The sequence below is a fragment of the Streptomyces sp. NPDC045287 genome (assembly GCF_056432325.1).
Map to the genome: position 1 here is coordinate 258493 of NZ_JBWKJG010000006.1, position 18599 is coordinate 277091.

The 18599-nt window shown below is 72.8% G+C and carries 12 protein-coding genes; 6 read left to right on the plus strand and 6 right to left on the minus strand.

Going from position 1 to position 18599, the window contains the following annotated elements:
- Window positions 1–147: 147 nt before the first annotated feature.
- The gene (locus tag AC07D6_RS13165; protein ID WP_479043927.1) at window positions 148–4902 is read right to left on the minus strand and encodes a glycosyl hydrolase family 18 protein; all 4755 of its coding nucleotides are present in this window, start codon (window positions 4900–4902) and stop codon (window positions 148–150) included.
- 347 nt (window positions 4903–5249) lie between these two features.
- Here AC07D6_RS13165 and AC07D6_RS13170 point away from each other — a divergent pair, with 347 nt between their 5' ends.
- The 5 genes from AC07D6_RS13170 (at window position 5250) to AC07D6_RS13190 (ending at window position 12710) form a co-directional block, all read left to right on the plus strand.
- Window positions 5250–5789, plus strand: a complete 540-nt coding sequence (locus AC07D6_RS13170; protein ID WP_479043931.1) for a hypothetical protein — start codon at window positions 5250–5252, stop codon at window positions 5787–5789.
- Window positions 5790–5897: 108 nt separating this feature from the next.
- Window positions 5898–7124, plus strand: coding sequence for a cytochrome P450 (locus AC07D6_RS13175; protein WP_479043933.1), 1227 nt, complete (start codon window positions 5898–5900; stop codon window positions 7122–7124).
- A 4-nt stretch (window positions 7125–7128) separates the two neighbouring features.
- Window positions 7129–7344 (plus strand): ferredoxin, encoded by a 216-nt coding sequence (locus AC07D6_RS13180; protein WP_315877832.1) that lies wholly within the window; start codon window positions 7129–7131, stop codon window positions 7342–7344.
- A 523-nt stretch (window positions 7345–7867) separates the two neighbouring features.
- Window positions 7868–10987, plus strand: a complete 3120-nt coding sequence (locus AC07D6_RS13185) for an AfsR/SARP family transcriptional regulator (RefSeq protein ID WP_479043936.1) — start codon at window positions 7868–7870, stop codon at window positions 10985–10987.
- A 679-nt stretch (window positions 10988–11666) separates the two neighbouring features.
- A complete protein-coding gene (locus AC07D6_RS13190; protein WP_479043938.1) occupies window positions 11667–12710 on the plus strand; it encodes an arabinan endo-1,5-alpha-L-arabinosidase in 1044 nt (347 codons plus the stop codon).
- A gap of 202 nt (window positions 12711–12912) precedes the next feature.
- On the opposite strand, the gene AC07D6_RS13195 is transcribed toward AC07D6_RS13190, so the two are convergent.
- From AC07D6_RS13195 to AC07D6_RS13215, 5 genes are read right to left on the minus strand one after another with little or no spacing between them, the layout of a single operon-like run.
- The gene (locus AC07D6_RS13195; RefSeq protein ID WP_315877835.1) at window positions 12913–13515 is read right to left on the minus strand and encodes a hypothetical protein; all 603 of its coding nucleotides are present in this window, start codon (window positions 13513–13515) and stop codon (window positions 12913–12915) included.
- Window positions 13512–14681 (minus strand): ROK family glucokinase, encoded by a 1170-nt coding sequence (locus AC07D6_RS13200; RefSeq protein WP_315877836.1) that lies wholly within the window; start codon window positions 14679–14681, stop codon window positions 13512–13514. Before AC07D6_RS13200 ends, AC07D6_RS13195 begins: the two co-directional genes overlap by 4 nt.
- Complete coding sequence (locus AC07D6_RS13205; RefSeq protein WP_315877837.1) at window positions 14678–15547, minus strand: ATP-binding cassette domain-containing protein; 870 nt, start codon at window positions 15545–15547, stop codon at window positions 14678–14680. The genes AC07D6_RS13200 and AC07D6_RS13205 overlap by 4 nt, the downstream gene beginning before the upstream one ends.
- The gene (locus AC07D6_RS13210; RefSeq protein WP_315877838.1) at window positions 15544–16599 is read right to left on the minus strand and encodes an ABC transporter permease; all 1056 of its coding nucleotides are present in this window, start codon (window positions 16597–16599) and stop codon (window positions 15544–15546) included. The genes AC07D6_RS13205 and AC07D6_RS13210 overlap by 4 nt, the downstream gene beginning before the upstream one ends.
- Window positions 16596–17615: a sugar ABC transporter substrate-binding protein gene (locus AC07D6_RS13215; protein ID WP_315877839.1), complete on the minus strand. Its 1020-nt coding sequence runs from the start codon at window positions 17613–17615 to the stop codon at window positions 16596–16598. The genes AC07D6_RS13210 and AC07D6_RS13215 overlap by 4 nt, the downstream gene beginning before the upstream one ends.
- A gap of 654 nt (window positions 17616–18269) precedes the next feature.
- On the opposite strand from AC07D6_RS13215, the gene AC07D6_RS13220 reads away from it, so the two are divergent.
- On the plus strand, window positions 18270–18491 hold the full coding sequence (locus tag AC07D6_RS13220; RefSeq protein ID WP_479043942.1) for a hypothetical protein: 222 nt from the start codon (window positions 18270–18272) through the stop codon (window positions 18489–18491).
- Window positions 18492–18599 lie beyond the last annotated feature (108 nt).

Consider the following 18599-nt stretch of genomic DNA (forward strand, 5'->3'; position numbering starts at 1 on the left):
GTACGACCCGATGCGCTCGCTCAACTGGAGAGTGCTTCTTCCCGTGCAGCCAACAGGACCCTGGACAGGTCCCGTCGTTGCAGGTCAGAAGCACTCTCCGGTTATTTGATCAAGACGTGGTGCGTCAGGCCGGGTGGCTGGGAGCGGTCAGCCGGCGCTGCCGATCAGCTTCCAGGGCTCGTGGTCGGCGTCGACCCCGGTGCCCGGGGCACTGCCCCTCGTCTCCCACTTGGCCTTCCAGACCTTGCCGTTGTACTTGACCGTGGTCTGCTCGATCGGCTGGCTGGCCGGGGAGTAGATCTTGGTCGCGTCCCAGTTCGCGGCATTGCAGCCACCGGCCGGCGGGGTCGCCGTACCGAGTCCCTTGAGGTTGTCGGTCGCCGGCGCGTACGCCGTACCGCCGATCGACAGACTCGTGTTCACCGGACCGGTGATCGGGAGGAAGTAGATGATCGGCAAGTCGAGCGACTTCCCGGCCGGGATGATCTGGCAGTAGTCCAGTGTCGTGCTGACCCGGTGGAACGTCGTACCGGGCGTCAGCTGCCACTGGCCGCCTTGGGCACCGGTCTGCCAGTTGGCGTCCTTGACCAGCGGTGACGTCGAGGCCGGGATGTCGAACGACAGCTTCGTGTCCTTGCCACCGCCGAGCGTGCGCCCGGTGTTGTTGGTGATCCGGACGGTCGGCTGCAGCGGCCACAGGTTCGCCGTGGCGGTCGGGTAGTTGACCATCTCGACGCTCAGGTTGGCGGTCACCGTCGGCGCGACACCGACGCTGCCGGTGCGCAGATTGTTGTCATAGGCGCCGATATTGCCCAGCTTCTCGTTCAGCCGGGTGGTCAGCGTGTACCCCATCCCGCACGGGGTGTCCGGCTGGACGTCCGCCGGGCAGGAGTAGTCGCCGCCGAGCTCCCACATCATCACGCCGCCCGCACCGGTCGACTTGACCAGGTCGGTGACCGCGTCGATGCCCTGCTCGTCCTCGGTCGACAGGAACACCTTCTTCTCGGCGTTCCACAGCCACGAGGTCTTCGTGGTGTCGTCCCAGTACCGGGTGTACCGGCCCGTGCGCCGGTCGGTGATGTCGGTCTCCGGCGTCAGCCCGACGCTGCGTGCGTAGACCGGTGTGATGTTCTTCTCCAGGTTCTTGGCGTGCCACAGCGGGTTCGTCCCGGAGCCGAGCTCGCTGCCGTTGTTCGTCTCGTCGTGCCAGATGTTGTCGATGCCGAAGGCGCCGTCCCCACACGGCCGCTTGAGTCCCGTGCCCGGCTCGCAGCCGCTCGGCTTCCGCGACGTGCCCCACAGGCCGTTCGTACCGCCGGTGACGTTCTGCCAGCCGCGCGTGTAGTAGGGCACACCGATGTTGACGCGCCCGGCCTGCATCGCGCCACGCATGTACGTCATCGCCCAACTGGTGTTGAAGTAGCCGATCTTCCCGTACTCCGGAGTGGCGTACTGGTCGGCCAGTTCCGGGTCCTTGCCGTCGTCGAACAGCGCCGCGTTCGGTCCCACGACGTCGTTCCAGGTGCCGTGGTAGTCGTAGGCCATCAGGTTGGTGAAGTCCTGGTGGTCCAGCGCGGTCTGGTTCGCCATCCCGCGGACCAGGTAGCCGGAGGCCGACGACGCCGAGGTGAGCAGGTAGTACTTGTCGTCCGCGACCGAAGCCCGGTTCAGCGAGTCCCGCAGCGTCTTCATCAACGCGGCGTACGTCGTGGGCAGACCCTTGCGGCGCGGGTTCGCCACCGCCCAGTCGGTCGGATTGCCGGTGTCCTCGAGGACCGTGGGGTACTCGAAGTCGATGTCGACGCCGTCGAACCCGTAGGTCCGCAGGAAGTCCACGACCGAGTTCGAGAACGTGTCGATCCCGGCCTGGTTGACCGAGCCGTCGGCGTTGGTGGTCATCGCGTAGAAGCCACCGGAACCGGCCCAGCCACCGACCGAGATCAGCGTCTTCACCCGCGGGTGCAGGCGCTTGTACTTCGTCAGCAGGTTGAAGTGCCCCTTGTAGGGCAGCGAGGGGTCCATCTCGGCACCGACCTCGCCGGGCCACTCCATCTGGGTGGCGTTCGAGTCGACCTTGATCCGGTTGTTCTCCACCGTCGCGAAGGCGTAGTTGAGGTGGGTCACCTTCGACCACGGGATGTTCTTCACCAGGTAGTGCGGCGTGCCGTCGGCGCCCGTGCGGCCACCGTTGAAGTAGCCGACGACCCGGCGGTCCCGGCCCTGACCGAGCCATTCCCGGCCGTCGCTCTGATAGACCTTGCAGTACGGCGTCGCCACGCCCGGCGTGGGCGCCAGACCGGCCGGCCGGCAGTCGCCGGACGCGGCCGGTCGCGGACCGCCGTCGTCGCCACCGGGGTGCGACTCCATCGGGTCGCCGACGCCGCCGTTGACACCGAGGTCACCGGCGCCGCCGGGGGTGCGGCTGCCGTCGCCGTAGCTCGGCACCAGCCACCCCTCGATGTCACCGGCCTCACTCGCCGCGGCCGCCTGGGCCGCCTTGGCTGCCTTGAGGGCGGTCTTCGCCGTCGTAGCCGTAGTCGTAGCCCCGGAGCGGGTCAGGGTGAAGTCCTGGATCCCGTCGCCATTGAGGTCGGCGAAGGTCCCGGTGGTGCCCTGGAACGGGTCGCCGGCGCGGACCACGCCCAGCGACTTCCAGCCGGTGGTGACGCTCCACGGAGCGCCGGTGTTCTCCCAGGCCCGGACGTCACCAGTGGTGAACTCGACCCGGACCGTGTCGGCCTTGCCGTCACCGGTGATGTCGGCGAAGGCGACCTGCGCGGCGCGTGACTCACCCGGAGTGGCGAAACCCTCGACCTTGTCCCAGCCGCCCGGGGTCGGCATTTCCTCGCCCTTGTTCTGCCAGGCGGTCGGGAAGCTCATCCGGTCCACCGTGATCAGGTCGTCGCGGTGGTCACCGTCGAGGTCGGTGAAGTACATCTGCGGCGGGTAGCCGAGGTTGTTCGCGACGATCGTCGCGGTGCCCCAGCTGACCCCGTCGCCGCTGCTGGTGTTGCGCGACATCCGCATCGCGACGATGCCGGTCGGCGAGTCGGCCGGCGGCAGGATCCGGATGTAGTCGTCCTTGCCGTCACCGTCCAGGTCGGCGAAGTAGACCTCATCCGGGTTGTTCCCGCGGTCGGCCGGACTGATGTCGCCCAGTGAGACCGCTTCCTTGGTCGGGTCGTCGTTGCGCCAGCCGGTGACCGTGCCGTCCGTACCGACCACCGCGTAGTCGGCCTTGCCGTCGCCGTTCAGGTCGGGGAAGGCGATCTTCGAGCCGGTCGCGGCGGCGTCCCTGATCTTGCCGATCGGCTTCCAGGCGTACGAGCGGCCGCTGATCATGTTCTGCAGGAACGCGATTCGGATGCCTGCGGCGAAGGCGTCCGCGATCTTCTGGTGGCCGGCGTCGGTCGGGTAGATCTCGTGGGTGATGTCCTGCGGGGTGACCGAGCCCAGCTCGACCAGCACCAGCCGTGCGCCGCCCTCGATCTTGGCGTGGGCGATCGTGCGGAGCGCGCTGTTGTAGGCGTCGATGCGGGCCTGGTACGTCGGGTTCGTCGACGGCGGCAGGGTCCCGAGCAGGACCGTGGTCGTCGGCGAGGTCCGGTGGATCTCGTCCAGGAAGCTCTCCATCTTCTCGGCCGTCGCCGCGCCGTCGGCACCGCCGGCCAGGTCGACCGTGCCCGCGACCAGGGTCATCATGTTCGGCCGCAGTGTCCGCAGCGCGGGGATCGCCTCGGCCTTGATGTCGTCGATGCCCTTGCCGTCGAACCCCATGTGGTCGGGGTCGCCGCTGTCGCCGCTCTTCAGCTCACCGACGAAGTCCGTGCGCTTGAAGATGGCGGTGACCAGTGCGCCAACGAACAGCGTAGCGAGGGTCATGCCCTTCGCTTGGGTGCCCAGCTCGTCCCGGTAGCCGTCGCCGTCGGTGCTGTGCACACCGGCCGTGATCCCGTCGCCGGTCGGCATCACCCGGAGCTCGTCGATCGTCGGGCTGGCGCTGGGTGACGGGCTGGGGCTGGGCGACGGGCTGGTGCCGGCCGCGTTGAGCTGGCCGGACTGGACCGGCCGGTGGTCGGAGTTGCCCTCGGACCGGACCGCGACCGGCGGCGTGTGGTCGAAGTGGGTGGTGACGAAGTAGTCCAGCTCACCGCCGTTCTGGTGGGTCGCCTGACCCGAGCGGTGGATCCGCATGGTCGGCGGGAAGCTGTCCCGGCCGGCGAGGACCTGCGGGTCGACGTTGAAGTCGCCGCCGATCGTCGCGTGGTAGGTGACGCCGCGCTGGTTTCCGAGGGCCTCGATCTGGTCGTCGATGGCGTTCAGCATCGTCCCGGAGTCACCGCCACCGTTGGACAGGCCGTGCATGGTGAAGTACCACTCGTTGCCGAACCGCGCGCCGAGCGCGTTCCGGCCGGCGTCGATCGGATTGCCGACGACGATCAGCTCGTCGGGCGCCTCGGTCAGGACGAGCGCGTTGTTGACCCGGCCGCCGATCCGGCGCGGGTTGGTCGCGTCGTCCTCGGACTGCAGGAAGTAGACCTCACGGGTCGGGATGGCATTGCGGTAACCGCTGCCGACGGTCCAGGTGCGGTGCAGCACGGTGTACTGGTGCGTGCCGCCCTGGCTGTCGACCGTGGTGAAGGTCTGGTTGGGCTGTTGGGCGCTGTTCAGAGGCGGGTGCGGGCCGACCTCCTGGAGCATCAGGATCGGTGCCTGCAAGGCCAGCTGATGGACCGTGTTGGACCACTTGCTGCCGTCCTCGTCCCTGTTGCCGGCCCCCTGCATGTTCCAGGAGATCAAGGGCGTGGAGGCCGCGGGGAAATCGGTGGCGGCGGCCGGGGCGACGAGTGACGTTGCCAGAGCGGCTATCACCAGCGCCGCGGAGACTAATCGGCGGAGCAAGAGCTCCCCCCTCTTCTCACATCCAACGGATCGGGAGCGACCGGATCGTTGGAAACTGGATGGTTCCTCAACTGTAAGCGCTTGCAGCATGGCATCGGCGACCTTTCCCCACCTCCGGCGCCGCGCCGTTCGCGGCGTGCGGGAAGCGGCTCGCGCGAGCGCCGTCCGGGCGGATCCGCCGTGACCCGCCCCGGGAACGGGACCGACCGGCCGCCGAGGGCGCCGGCCGAGGGGCGGCGGGTGCGACGGCATTCCCGGCTCTCAGCGATGACACTGATGGCACCACAAGACGCCATTCGACGCCAAACGGACTTGAAATGGCACCACAGTGGTGCCACTCTCTCTCCATGGACCTGACCCCCTACGTCGACCACCTCCGCCGCGAGCTGCTGGTCGCCGCGAGCATCGGCGGGGACGAAGTGCGGGCACTGGCCGAACGGCTGGCCGTTCCTCTGGAGTCGACGGCCCGGCTGACCCTCCTCAACGCGCTCTCCACCGCCTCGCGGGAGATCACCCGCGAGCTGGCCCCGGGCTCGGTGGAGGTGCGACTGCGGGGGCTCGATCCCGAGTTCACGGTGACGGCGCCACCTGCCCCGGAGGCTCCCGACGAGGCCGCACCCTCCATGGCGCCATCAATGGCGCCACCGTCGATATCTATGGCGCCATCCTTGGCGGACGGCGACGAAGGCAGCACGGCCCGCGTCAACTTCCGGCTCCCGGCGCCCCTCAAGGCCCGGGTGGAGGACGCGGCCGGCCAGGAGGGCCTGTCCGTCAACGCCTGGCTCCTACGGGCGGTGGCCGTCGCCCTGGAGCCGGGCTGCGGATCGGCCCGACCGGCCGGCCGGGCGTCCCGTCACGGCCGGAGCCACCGGGGCTGGGCCTGCTAGCCGCCCTCCCCGCTCCCGCGCCACGCGCCACCGCTCCACCTGCGTACCGCGAACTCCTGCGCACCGCACCTCACAGTTCACCGCACGTCGCTCTCCACGGAGGACACCATGCAGCACGAACCGTCGGCCCGCCCCGGGACCGCCGAGCCCGTCACGCTCCCCACGCAGCGCGCCGCCGGCTGCCCCTTCGACCCGCCCGCCGGACTGGCGAAGCTGCGCGAGGAGAGGCCGCTCGCCCGCATGACGTACCCCGACGGGCACGTCGGCTGGCTGGCCACCGGCTACTCCACGGTCCGCTCGATCCTGGGGGACCCGCGTTTCAGCTCGCGGTACGAGCTGATGCACCACCCCTTCCCCGGGGGCCCCGAGGGCCCGCTGCCGCCCGCCCCGGTCGGTGACATGACCGGGATGGACGCGCCCGAGCACACCCGCTTCCGACGGCTCCTGACGGGCAAGTTCACCGTCCGTCGGATGCGGCGGCTCTCCGAGCGGGTCACGGAGATCACCGCCGAGCACCTGGACGCGATGGAGCGCCACGGCCCGGGCGCCGACCTGGTCGAGGCGTTCGCCCGTCCCCTCCCCGCGCTGGTGATCTGCGAACTGCTCGGCGTGCCCTACGCCGACCGCGACCGGTTCCAGGAGCACGCCCACACGCTCATGTCCATGGACGCGACGCCCGAGGACCGGCACGCCGCCTCCGCCGGGCTCCAGGAGTACATGGCCGAGCTGGTCGCCGCCAAGCGCACCGCCCCCTCCGACGACCTGCTCGGCGACCTGGCCCAGGACTCCGACCTCACCGACGAGGAGTTGGTCGGCGTCGGGGGCTTCCTGCTCGCCGCCGGGCTCGACACCACCGCCAACATGATCGCCCACGGGACGTTCGCGCTCCTCACCGACCCGGCCCAGGCCGACGCCCTGCGCACGGACCCTGACCTCGCCCCCCAGGCCGTCGAGGAGCTGATGCGCTACCTGACCGTCGCCCACACGAACGTGAAGTCCGCACTGGAGGACGTCGAACTGGAGGGACGGCTCATCAGGGCGGGCGAGAGCGTCACCCTCTCGCTGGAAGCCGCCAACCGGGACCCGGGGCGGTTCCCCGACCCCGACGTCCTGGACCTGCGCCGCAGGGCCACGGGGCACCTGGGCTTCGGACACGGCATCCACCAGTGCCTGGGCCAGCAACTGGCCCGCGTCGAGATGACGGTGGCCCTGCCCGCGCTGCTGAGGCGGTTCCCCACGCTGCGGCTGGAGGTGCCGGCCGAGGAGGTGCCCCTGCGGACGAACATGAACGTCTACGGCGTGCACCGGCTGCCGGTCACCTGGGACGAAGGCTGATCCCGTGGACGTCCACGCCGACCGCGACCGCTGCCTCGGCGCCGGGATGTGCGCCCTGACCGCCCCCCAGGTCTTCGACCAGGACGAGGAGGAGGGCCTGGTCCTCCTGCTGGACGCTCGGCCGCCGCGGGAGCAGCACGCGGCCGTCCGCCTCGCCGCCGGGGTCTGTCCGGCCGCGGCCCTCACCGTCACGGGGCAGGGCTCCTCCCCCGCCCCGTGACCGAGGCGGCCCCTCCGCCCCGCCGCCTCCGGCGACCACCCGCGCGGGCGGTTCCCCCTGGTCGGCGGGTCGTCCGGGGGGCGCGGAGCCGGCGACCGCCCCCGCGCGGGCGCCCCTCGGCGGCACCGGTTCCGCCGCCTCCACGGCCGCCGCGCCGCCCACCGGCGCCTTCTCGATGCCGGGCACGAAGTCGCGGGAGGCGCTCGGCCTCCTTCCCCGAACCCGCCCGGCGCCCGTGCGGGCGGTCCCGCCGTCCGCACGGGCGCGCCCTCGCGGGAAGGCGCCGTACGCCGTGGCCGCCGGCCGCGGGGCGACCGACCGGGCCCGTTCGCGGCGCCGGGGAGACACGGTCGCGGCCTCCGGGGTCCGCCGCAGACGGGAGCAGGGCGCCACCGGGCGCTTCCCCGAACCGGCCCCCGCCGCGGGCGGGGTGGCCGCCGTCCCCGCGCGGTGGAGCGGACGACTCCGTACCGTTGCTCAAAACGGCCTTGTGAGCGCCGTCACCCTCCTGTCGGATGACCCCATGGTCGATGGACGGAATCCCACGGGGCCCTCCGGGTCCCCCCATGTGGTGAGGCTGCTCGGCCGGGTCGACATCGGCCTGGCCGACGGCGCGAGCACACCGGCCGGCCCCGCCAAGCAGTCGTGCGTCCTCGCGGTCCTCGCCCTCCACCCCAACCAGCCGGTCAGCGTGGAGAGCCTGATCGACCGGGTGTGGGGGGACGGTCCCCCGCCGGCGGCCCGGGCCGGTCTGCACAGCTACGTCGCCCGACTGCGGAGGCTCCTGGAGAAGACCGGGTCCTCCGACCCGCGCGGCAGGCTTCTGAGCCGGTCGGGCGGTTACCTCCTCGAAGTCGACCCCGAGCACATCGACGTCCACTCCGTGCGCCGCCTGTGCGCGGACGCGGCCGACGCCGCCAAGCGGTCGGACCACGCGCGCGCCGTACGCCTCTACCGGGAGGCAGCGGCCCTCTGGCGCGGGGAGGCGCTGGCCGGTGTGGGAGGCGACTGGGCGAACCGGATGCGGTCCGCCCTCGGGCAGGAACGGCTCGGCCTGTGGGGCGGGCTCCACGACGCGGAGCTGCGGCTCGGCCACCACGAGGAGATCGTCCCCGAACTGGCGAAGGTGGCGGCCGAACACCCGCTCGCGGAGCGCCAGGCGGCCCAGCTCATGCTCGCGCTGTACCGGTGCGGGCGCGGCGCCGAGGCCCTCGCCCACTTCGACACCGTACGCAAACGCGTCCGTGCCGAGCTCGGGATCGAACCGGGGCGAGACCTGCGGGAGCTGCACCGGCGGATGCTGCGGACCGACCCCGGCCTCATGCCGCCCTCTCCCGAGCGCGCGTCCGCGACGGCGCCCGCCACCCCATCGGCTCCGCCCGCCCCACCCGCCCCTTCCCTCCCGGACGGTCCGCTGCCGCGGCAGCTACCGCGCGATCTCACCGTCTTCGTGGGCAGACAGGACGTACTGGCCCGGCTCGACACCGCGGCCCTCACCGCGCTGTGCGGACCGGCGGGGGCGGGCAAGACCGCCCTGGCGGTGCGGTGGGCGCACCGGTCGGCGGCGGCCTTCCCCGACGGGCAGTTGTTCACCGATCTGCGCGGATACTCCGCGGACCCCCTGTCCGCGGCCGAGGCGCTCCACCGGTTCCTGCGCGCGTTGGGCACGCCGGCCGAGCGGATCCCCCGGGAACTGGACGAGCGGGTGGCCCTGTTCCGTTCGCTGGTGGCGGGCAAGCGGCTGCTGATGGTGCTCGACAACGCGACCGGGGCCGACCACGTGCGCCCCCTGCTGCCCGGGACGGACACGTGCCACGTCGTCATCACCAGCCGCACCGCCCTCTACGGCCTCGCTGCGTCGCATGACGCGCACATCGTCCAGGTCGGCCTGCTGTCGGAGCCCGAGTCCCGCACGCTGCTGACCGAACTCCTGGGCCGCGACCGCGTGCGGCACGCGGCGGGGCAGGACCGCGACGCCTTGGCCGAGGTCGCCGCGTTGTGCGGGCACCTCCCCCTCGCGCTGCGCCTCGCCGCGGCCCATCTGGCCGCCCGGCCGCACGAAGCCCTCGCCGAGTACTGCGCCGAGCTGCGTCGCGACCGACTGACGGCCCTGGAGATCCCCGGTGACCCCACGGCCGCCATGCGGGCCGCGTTCACCCTGTCGTACGAGGCGCTCGACGGGCCGACCGGCCGCATGTTCCGATTACTCGGCCTCCACCCGGGGCCCGATCTCGACACCTCCGCCGCCGCGGCCCTGTCCGGCGACACCCCGCGGGAGGCCGAGAGACTGCTCGCCCGGCTGGAACACACGTACCTGATCGGCCGGAACGCCGCGGGCCGCTGGCAGTTGCACGACCTCCTGCGCGACTACGCCGCGGAGCACGCGGCCCAAGGCGCGGAGGAAACGCGCCGAACGGCCCTGGTGCGGCTGCTGGACTGGTATCTGCACGGGGCCACCAGGGCCATGCACCTGCTGGACCCGAACCGCCGCCCCACCCCGCTCGACCCCGCGAGCCCCGGCCTCGCGCTGCCCGAGCCGAGCGGGTACGACGACGCGCTGCGCTGGCTGGAGAAGGAACGCGCCAACCTCCGCGCCGCCGTCCTCCACGCCGCCGCGCACGGCTTCCCCGGACACGCCTGGCGACTGAGCCACACGCTGTGGCGCTTCTTCTACCTGCGCGGCCACCTCGACGACTGGATCGCCACCCATGAGGCGGCCCTCGCCGCCACCACCGGCCGCGCCGAGCGGTACGGGCACGCCGAGACGCTGACCAGCCTGGCCGTCGCCCTCCACCTGGCGGGGCGGTACGAGGAATCCGTCGGCCACAACGAGCGGGCCCTCCCCCTCCACCGGGAGGTGGGCAACCGGTTCGGAGAGGCCAGCACGCTCACCAACCTCGGTGCGACCCAGATCTGGAGGGGCCGGTACGCGGAGGCGAAACGCCTCTTCGAACTGGCTCTGTCCCTCCAGCGTGAGTTCGGCAACCAGCGCGGCGAAGCCAACGCGCTCGGCAACCTCGCCCTGTGCCACCTCAGGCTCGGCAGCCACCTTGAGGCGCTGGCCGACTTCGGCCACTCCCTGAGGCTCTTCGAGAAGGTGGGCGACCGGCGGGGCGAGGCCCACACCCTGGAACACCTGGGCAGGGTCCACCTCGGACTCGGCAACCCCGCCGCGGCCGGCGAACACCTGGAGCGGGCCGTGGCCCTTCACCGGGAGATCGGTTACCGCCGGGGCGAGGCCGAAGCCCTGACCGGCCTGGGCGCCGTGCTCCGGCACGGGGGCCGCCACCGCGAAGCCGTGGAACACCACCGGCGGGCCCTGGAGACCGCCGAGCGCATCGGGGAACCGAGCCTGCGCTGCACCGCCCTGACCGACCTCGCCGAGACGTGCCGGGCCAACGGCGACCTCGATGCGGCGATCGACCACTCCACCACCGCCGCCGAGCTCGCCCGCTCCTGCTCCGACCGCTACGGGCACATGCGGGCGGCCGTCGAGGCCCACCGCGCCCTGCGCGCGGCCGGCAGGCACCGGGAAGCCCGGCGGTACGGGGACCAGGCCCGGGAACTCCTGGCGGCCCTCGGGATCCCCACGCCCGAGGACCTCCTCGACCCGCCTTCCGGGAGCGGGCCGGTGGTGCCGTAGGGGCCGGTGCGGCCACGCCGGGGACGCGGAGGCGCCCGGGGCCGCCGGGGCGGTCGTCGGCTCGTCCGGCGACGGGTCGCCGGTCGGGGACGCGGGGTACGGGGTACGGGGTACGGGGCGCCCCCGCCGGACCCGGAAGCCGGCGCACGGTCTCCGCCTGCCCGGCACCCAGACTGAAGCCCTCTGGTCGTGGGCGTCTCCGGCCGTCCGGCCGTCACCGCCGACGGCTCCGTCCGCCTCAAGCGGTCCCCTTCCGGATCCGCGCAGGGGTGGCGCCGCGGTGCCGAAGGACGTGGCAGGCCGGCCCCCGAGTCAGGGGCCGCGCACGCGGGCGGCGCTGTCGCAACCCTCGGGTTTTCCGTGCGCGGAGCATTGACGCCCCCGGGCCCGCTCCCTATCTTCACGTCCGAGAAGTCGACTCTCATTCGATATATCGAACGAGCCGCTGCACCCCGCGGTCGTTCGAACCCTCGGGAAAGCCGCGGCGCCGGACCGCTCACCTGCTCCACCACCCGGCGTGGGACGGCCTTGCCCTCCGCGAACCACCAGCCTCGTCCGGTCATGCCCCGGCGTGAGCCCGGCGGTCCCCACCGCCGGAACCGGCCTCGGCACCGGCATCGGAGCAGCTCGTGCGATGCCCCCATCCCCTCCCCCCACCGCGGAAGAAGGAGACACACCCGTGACAGAGCGATCTGTGAACCGGTCCGCGCGACCGCCCCGGCGCCGGTTCCTGGGCGTCCTCGCGACCGCAGGAGCACTGACCCTGACGTCCCTCATCGGTACGACCGGGCAGCGAGCCGCCGCCGACGTCCCGGCCGCCGCCGACGTCCCGGCTGCCGCCGCCTACCCCTACCCCGGCCACGTCACCGGAGACATCGGGGTGCACGACCCCAGCTTCGTCAAGCGTCCCGACGGGAGCTACCTGGTCGCCCACACCGGCGACAACATCACGCTGAAGACCTCCACCGACCGGACGGCCTTCCGCAACGCCGGAGCCGCCTTCCCCGGCGGAGCGCCCTGGACCACCACCTACACCGCCGGCGGACGCAACCTCTGGGCACCGGACCTGTCGTACCAGAACGGCCGGTACTACATGTACTACTCGGCCTCCACCTTCGGGTCCAACCGGTCGGGGATCTTCCTGGCCACCAGCCCCAGCGGCAACGCCGGCACCTGGACCAACCACGGCCTGGTGATCGAGTCGCGGCAGTCGGACGACTTCAACGCCATCGACCCCCACCTCGTCGTCGACGACCGGGGCCGCTGGTGGCTGTCGTTCGGCTCCTTCTGGTCCGGCATCAAGATGATCCAGATCGATCCGTCCACCGGGAAGCGGACCGGCACCGCCCTGCACTCCCTCGCCGGACGCGGGGGCGGCGCGATCGAGGCCCCGACCATCGTCAAACGCGGCGCGTACTACTACCTCTACGTCTCGTTCGACCTGTGCTGCCGGGGCGCGGCCAGCACCTACCGGGTCATGGTCGGCCGCTCCACCAGCGTCACCGGCCCCTACCACGACCGCAACGGCGTCCCGATGACCTCCGGCGGCGGCACCGAAGTGCTGGCCGGGCAGGGCAGCGTCCACGGCCCCGGCCACCAGGACGTGTTCACCGACACCGACAGCGACATCCTCGCGTACCACTACTACGCCGACAGCGGGGCGTCCCTGCTGGGCATCAACTGGCTGGCCTACGACTCGGCGGGCTGGCCCTACGTCCACTGAGCCCGCCGACCACCCCGGTCCGGCCCGGGCACCCCGCCCGGGCCGGGCGCGCCGACGGCCCCGTGCCCTGCTCGGCGGGGACCACGCCCCGGGCCCGCCGCCGCGTCCGCCCTTCCGCGTGCGCGGAAGCGCAGGTCCGGGGTACGGCGGTGGGTCCCGCCGGAGCGTCCCGGCCGACGGGACCGGGGGCCGGACGGCGGGGTCAGGGGGTCGCGGTGGAGACGACGTACACGCGGGGCACGGCCGGGTCGGTCAGGTCGACGGTGATGTCCCGCGTGGGCCGGGGCCGGTCCTGGCGGTGGGTGGTGCCGGACCAGTGGCGGTCGGGCGGGAACGTCCAGCCGACGACGCCGGCGTCGCGGTCGCTGACGGTGACGCCGCCGGCCCGGAGTGCGGCGCGGCTGGTGCCGCTGTCGGCGAGGAACGCGTCGAGCCCGGCGCCGGTGGTGGTGAACTGGACGTACAGCCGGCTCGACTTCCAGTTGCTCGTCTCGAAGTAGGCCACGTCCCGGGAACGGGCGGGGATCGGCACCTCGAAGACGCGGCGCTTCATCTTGGACGGCCAGCTGTCCTGGAGGCCGGTGACGGAGGACTCGGCCTCCTTGTCGCGTCCGCTGGAGCGGCTCTGCTCGGCGGAGATCGCCAGGTAACCGGCGGGGATGCCGATGAGCAGGACGATGACGAGGGCGGTGAACCAACGGCGGCGGACCGTCTGGCCGCGGGTCTCGCCCGCGGGGCCCGGGGGGGTTCGGGCCGGGGTGGGCGCGGGGGTGGCGGGGTCGGTGCGGGTGTCGGTGTGGCTCATGCTCCTGGTTCCTCGGTGGTGCTCCTGGTGCGGGCGCCTCCGGCCCGCAGGGCCTGCGCGTACCGCTCGTAGCGCTCGTACCGCTCGACGCGGCGCCGGTTGGCGCGGCGGAAGCGGCGGGCGACCAGCCGGGCGAGGTCGGCGGCCCCGACCATGCCCGCCTCGGGGCCCAGCTCCGCCTTGGCGATGCGGGCCTCGGGGCGGTAGCCGCGGCCGGTGAGGTTGCGGCGGAAGGCGTCCCGGGCGGGACCGATGAGCAGGTCGTCGGCGGCGCTGACGCCGCCGCCGATGACGAAGCAGGACGGGTCGAGGGCGGCGGCGAGGCCGGCGAGGCCGACGCCGAGCCACTGGCCGATGTCCTGGAACAGCTCGACGCACATGGCGTCGCCCTCGCGGGCCAGCTCGGTGATGAGGGGGCCGGTGATGTCGGGGACGTTCCCCTTGACGCGTTCGATGATGTTGTACGCGACCGGGGAGTCGGCGGCGGCGAGCTCGCGGGCCTCGCGGACGAGGGCGTTGCCGGAGCTGTACTGCTCCCAACAGCCGCGGTTGCCGCAGGGGCAGCGGTGGCCGCCGGGGACGACCTGCATGTGGCCGAACTCGCCGGCGACGCCGTACTTGCCGCGCTTGACGCGGCCGTCCTCCAGGATGGCACCGCCGATGCCGGTGCCGAGCGTGATCATGACGAGGTGGTCCTCGCCCCGGCCGGCGCCGAAGCGCCACTCGGCCCAGGCGGCGGTGTTGGCGTCGTTGTCGACCATGACGGGGACGGCGAGCCGGGCCTGGAGGGAGTCGCGCAGGGGTTCGTTGCGCCAGGCGAGGTGGGGGGCGAACAGGACGCGGCTGCGGTCGGCGTCGACCCAGCCGGCGGCGCCGATGCCGACGGCGTGGACGTCGTGCCGGTCGGACAGGTCGAGGACGAGTTCGACGATCGTGTCCTCGACGACCTTGGGACTCTTGGACTTGTCGGGGGTCTCGGCGCGGATCTTCTCCAGGATGGAGCCGTCCGCGTCGACCACGCCCGCCATCACCTTCGTACCGCCGATGTCGATGCCGACCGTGGGGACGCGGGGGGCGGTCAGGTGGGAGCGCCGCTCGCGGCTGCCGACGGTGCGCAGGACGGTGCCGCGTTCCGTGACGCGGTGGGTGTCGCGGTGCGTGCTCACGGGTCCTGTCGTCCCTGCCGGTCGGTGGGCCGGGCGCGCTGCGGGTCCGGCGGCGGACGGTGCCCGCCGTCGTCGATTCTGCCAGGAGCCGGTGCCCGTTCCAGTTCGTGGCGCAGGGCCTCCAGCTCGCTGCCGCCGGCCATCTGCCGGGTGAGCTCGTCGAGGGTGACGGAGTCCTTCGTGTGGCTGCCGGCCATGGCGCCGCGCTTGAGCAGGACGAAGCGGTCGCCGACGAGGTGCGCGTGGTGCGGGTTGTGGGTGATGAGGACCACGCCGAGGCCGGCGTCGCGGGCGGCGGCCACGTACGTGAGGACGACGCCGGACTGCTTGACGCCGAGGGCGGCGGTGGGCTCGTCGAGGACGAGGACCTTGGCGCCGAAGTGGACGGCGCGGGCGATGGCGACGCACTGGCGCTCGCCGCCGGAGAGGGTGCCGATGGGCTGGTCCACGTCGCGCAGGTCGATGCCCATGCGGAGGAGCTCGGCGCGGGTGGTGGCGCGCATGCGGGCCACGTCGAGGCGCTTGAAGGGACCCTTTCCGGTGGTGGGCTCCGAACCGAGGAAGAAGTTCCGCCAGACCGGCATGAGGGGGACGACGGCGAGGTCCTGGTAGACGGTGGCGATGCCCCGGTCGAGGGCTTCGCGCGGGGAGGAGAGGGTGGTCTCCTCCCCGTCGACGCGGAGCGTCCCGGCGTCGTGGGCGTGCAGCCCGGAGATGATCTTGATGAGGGTGGACTTGCCGGCGCCGTTGTCGCCGAGGACGCAGGTGATCTGCCCGGCGTGGACCTGGAGGGAGACGTCCTGGAGGGCGCGGACGGTGCCGTAGTGCTTGCTGACGCCGTCGAGTTCGACGAGGGGGGTCGTCATGAGGTGGCCTCCGCCCGCTTGCGGACCCAGGCGTTGAGGAGGGTCGCGAGGAGGAGCATCGCTCCGAGGAAGAACTTGAACCAGTCGGGGTTCCACTCGGCGTAGACGATGCCCTTGCTGGTCATGCCGAAGATGACCGCGCCCACGGCGGCGCCGATCGCGGAGCCGTAGCCGCCGGTGATCAGGCAGCCGCCGATGACGGCGGCGATGATGTAGATCAGCTCGTTGCCGACGCCCTCGCCGGACTGGACGACGTCGAAGGAGAACAGCAGGTGCTGTCCGGAGACCCAGGCGCAGAAGCCGACGCCCATGTAGAGGAGCGTCTTGGTGCGGCGCACGGGGACGCCGACGGCGCGGGCGGCGTCGGCGTTGCCGCCGACGGCGAAGACCCAGTTGCCGAAGCGGGTGCGCAGGAGGATCCAGGTGGCGACGGCGACGAGGCCGAGCCACCACAGGACGGTGACCTTGAGGGTGGCGCCGCCGAGGGTGGCCTCGGAGGCGAAGAGGGCGCGGGCGGAGGCGAAGCCCTCCATGTCGGCGATGGTCTTGGTGGAGACGGTGCCGCTGATGAGCTTGGTCAGGCCGAGGTTGAGGCCGGTCAGCATCAGGAACGTGCCGAGCGTGACGATGAAGCTGGGCAGCCGGGTGCGGGTGAGCACGAAGCCGTTGAAGAACCCGATGCCGAGGGTGACCAACAGGGACACGGCGACGCCGACCCAGGCGTTGGCGGTCATCTGGTAGCTGAACATCGACGAGACCAGCGCGGACGAGGTCACGAGGACGCCGGCCGACAGGTCGAACTCGCCGCCGATCATGAGGAGGGCGACGGGTACGGCCATGATGCCGATGGTGGACGCCGCGTAGAGCACGGTGCCGAGGCTGGCCGGGCGCAGGAAGCCGTCCGCGACGAGCGCGAAGAAGACGAAGACGGCGGCGGCGCCGACGACCGAGCCGAGCTCGGGGCGGGCGAGGAGCTTCTTCAGGGGGGAGGCGGGCAGCAGCCGCTCGTCGCGGGCGGGGCCGCGCTCGGCGGGCGGGGCGGTCGCGGTCATCGCGTCCCCCGCCGGGTGTACTCGGTGAGGGCGGGCGCGTCCTCGCGCGTGATGATCTGCGGGCCGGTGAGGACGGGACGGCCTCCGCCGAGGACGTCGGCGTTGTAGCGGTGGAGCCAGAGCAGGTCGACCGCCTCGTAGCCCTGGAGGTAGGGCTGCTGGTCGACGGCGAAGCCGAGGGTGCCGCTGTCGAGGCCGGCGGCGACCTTGGCGTTGAGGTCGAAGGTGTCGATCTCGGCCTTCGAGCCGGCGGTGCGCTTGGCCTGGGCGGCGGCGTCCGCGAAGGGCGCGCCGAGGGTGACGACGGCGTCGAGGGCCGGGTCGCTCTGCAGCTTGGCCTCGATGGACGCCTGGACGTCGGGCATGTTGGTGCCGTCGACGTACAGGTTCTCCAGGGTGCCGTCGAAGGTCTCGCGCACCCCGGCGCAGCGCTGCTCGTGGCCGACGTTGCCCTGCTCGTGCAGGACGCACAGGGCCTTCTTGCGACCGCGCTTGTCGAGCTCGTCTCCGACGGCCTGGCCGGCGACGGTCTCGTCCTGGCCGATGTGGACCAGGGCGCCGAACGCCTTGGACTGGGCGGAGCCGGAGTTGACCGTGATGACGGGGATCCCGGCGGCGACGGCCCGGGCGACGGACGCCTTGAGCGCGTCGGGCTTGGCCAGGGTGACGATCAGCCCGTCGACCTTCTTGTCGACGTACGAGTCGACGAGCTGCGCCTGCTGCTGGCCCTCGTCGCTGTGGGCGTACAGGAAGTTGATGTTGTCCTTGGCTGCGGCCTGGCGGGCGCCCTTCTGCACGATGTCCCAGAACGTGTCGCCGTCGCCCGAGTGGGTGACCATGGCGAAGGTCCAGCGGGGCGTGGTGACGTTGGCCCGGCCCTCGGCGGCCGCCGCGGCGGCCTTCCTGGCGTCCTCGGCGCGCTTGCCGCCGGTGGCGCTGCAGGCGGTCAGGGTCACTCCGAGTGCCACCGCCAGCACGGCGGCGACCGCGCGTACTCCTGTCCGAACCGTTGCCACGAGTCCGTGCCCTCCTGCTGTCCGTTGTGGTCCTGCCGCTGCGGGGGTGGGCGTTTCGTCCCTTCCCGACCGCCCAAGTATCGGTCATGGGGCTCCGGCGGGCGGCCACCGGGTGTGCCGGGGTCCGGTCCGGGGGCGGCGTGCCGCCGCGACCCCCTCGTCCGCACGGCCGGGGACGGCCGGCCGGGCGCGGCTGCTCAGCCCCGGGAGGGACCGGCGGGCGGCACGGCGATCGGTACCGCGCCCGGCACGGCGGGCGGCACGGCCGTGCCGGGCGCGGTGCCCGCCGCGGAGGTGGCGGCGCGGTCCGCCGCGTACGGCGGGGTCCCGCCGTGGAGGAAGCCGTTCCGCCGGCGCGGCACGGGCCGGTGCCGCCCCGGGACGGCCTCCCCGTCGCCGGAGGCGGTGGCGCGGGTGCCGCGAGGCGGCTGGGGGCCGGCTGCCGGGTGTTCCGGGTGGGGTCGGGCACGGGGCCGGCCGGGGCGGCGACCACGCGCTCCGCGCCACGCGGCCGGGCGGGGGGAACCGCCCGGTCTCCGCGGCCGGCTACCGAAGTCGGGGAGGCGCGGACTTCCGGACCGGGAGGCTCATCACCGGGAGGCTCATCCCGGGGGTGGAGGCGCCGCCGGCCGCGCGTGCCCGAGGATCGACGGCATGAAGAAGATCCTCGAACTGCTCGGCACGGTCCTGGTCGCCGTGGGTGGGTGCGGGGTCCTGCGCGAACTGACCGGCGGCTGGTTCGCGTTCATGGGCTTCACGCGCCACCTGGTGGGGGGTGTGCCGCTGCTGCGGGACCATCCGTTGTTCGCGCACGTGGTGCTCGCCGCGGCCGGTGTCGCGCTCTGGGCGCTCGCCGGGCGGCGGGGCCGGGCGTAGAGCACCCGGGCACCGGGCACCGGGCACCGGGCACCGGGCACCGGGCACCGGGCACCGGGCACCGGGCACCGGGCACCGGGCACCGGGCACCGGGCACCGGGCACCGGG

Excerpts from the sequence above, each read along its gene's own strand:
- AC07D6_RS13170 (WP_479043931.1), top strand. The coding sequence starts at position 5,250 with ATGGACCTGACCCCCTACGTCGACCACCTCCGCCGCGAGCTGCTGGTC.
- AC07D6_RS13175 (WP_479043933.1), top strand. The coding sequence starts at position 5,898 with ATGCAGCACGAACCGTCGGCCCGCCCCGGGACCGCCGAGCCCGTCACG.
- AC07D6_RS13185 (WP_479043936.1), top strand. The coding sequence starts at position 7,868 with ATGGTCGATGGACGGAATCCCACGGGGCCCTCCGGGTCCCCCCATGTG.
- AC07D6_RS13195 (WP_315877835.1), bottom strand. The coding sequence starts at position 13,515 with ATGAGCCACACCGACACCCGCACCGACCCCGCCACCCCCGCGCCCACC.
- AC07D6_RS13205 (WP_315877837.1), bottom strand. The coding sequence starts at position 15,547 with ATGACGACCCCCCTCGTCGAACTCGACGGCGTCAGCAAGCACTACGGC.
- AC07D6_RS13210 (WP_315877838.1), bottom strand. The coding sequence starts at position 16,599 with ATGACCGCGACCGCCCCGCCCGCCGAGCGCGGCCCCGCCCGCGACGAG.
- AC07D6_RS13220 (WP_479043942.1), top strand. The coding sequence starts at position 18,270 with ATGAAGAAGATCCTCGAACTGCTCGGCACGGTCCTGGTCGCCGTGGGT.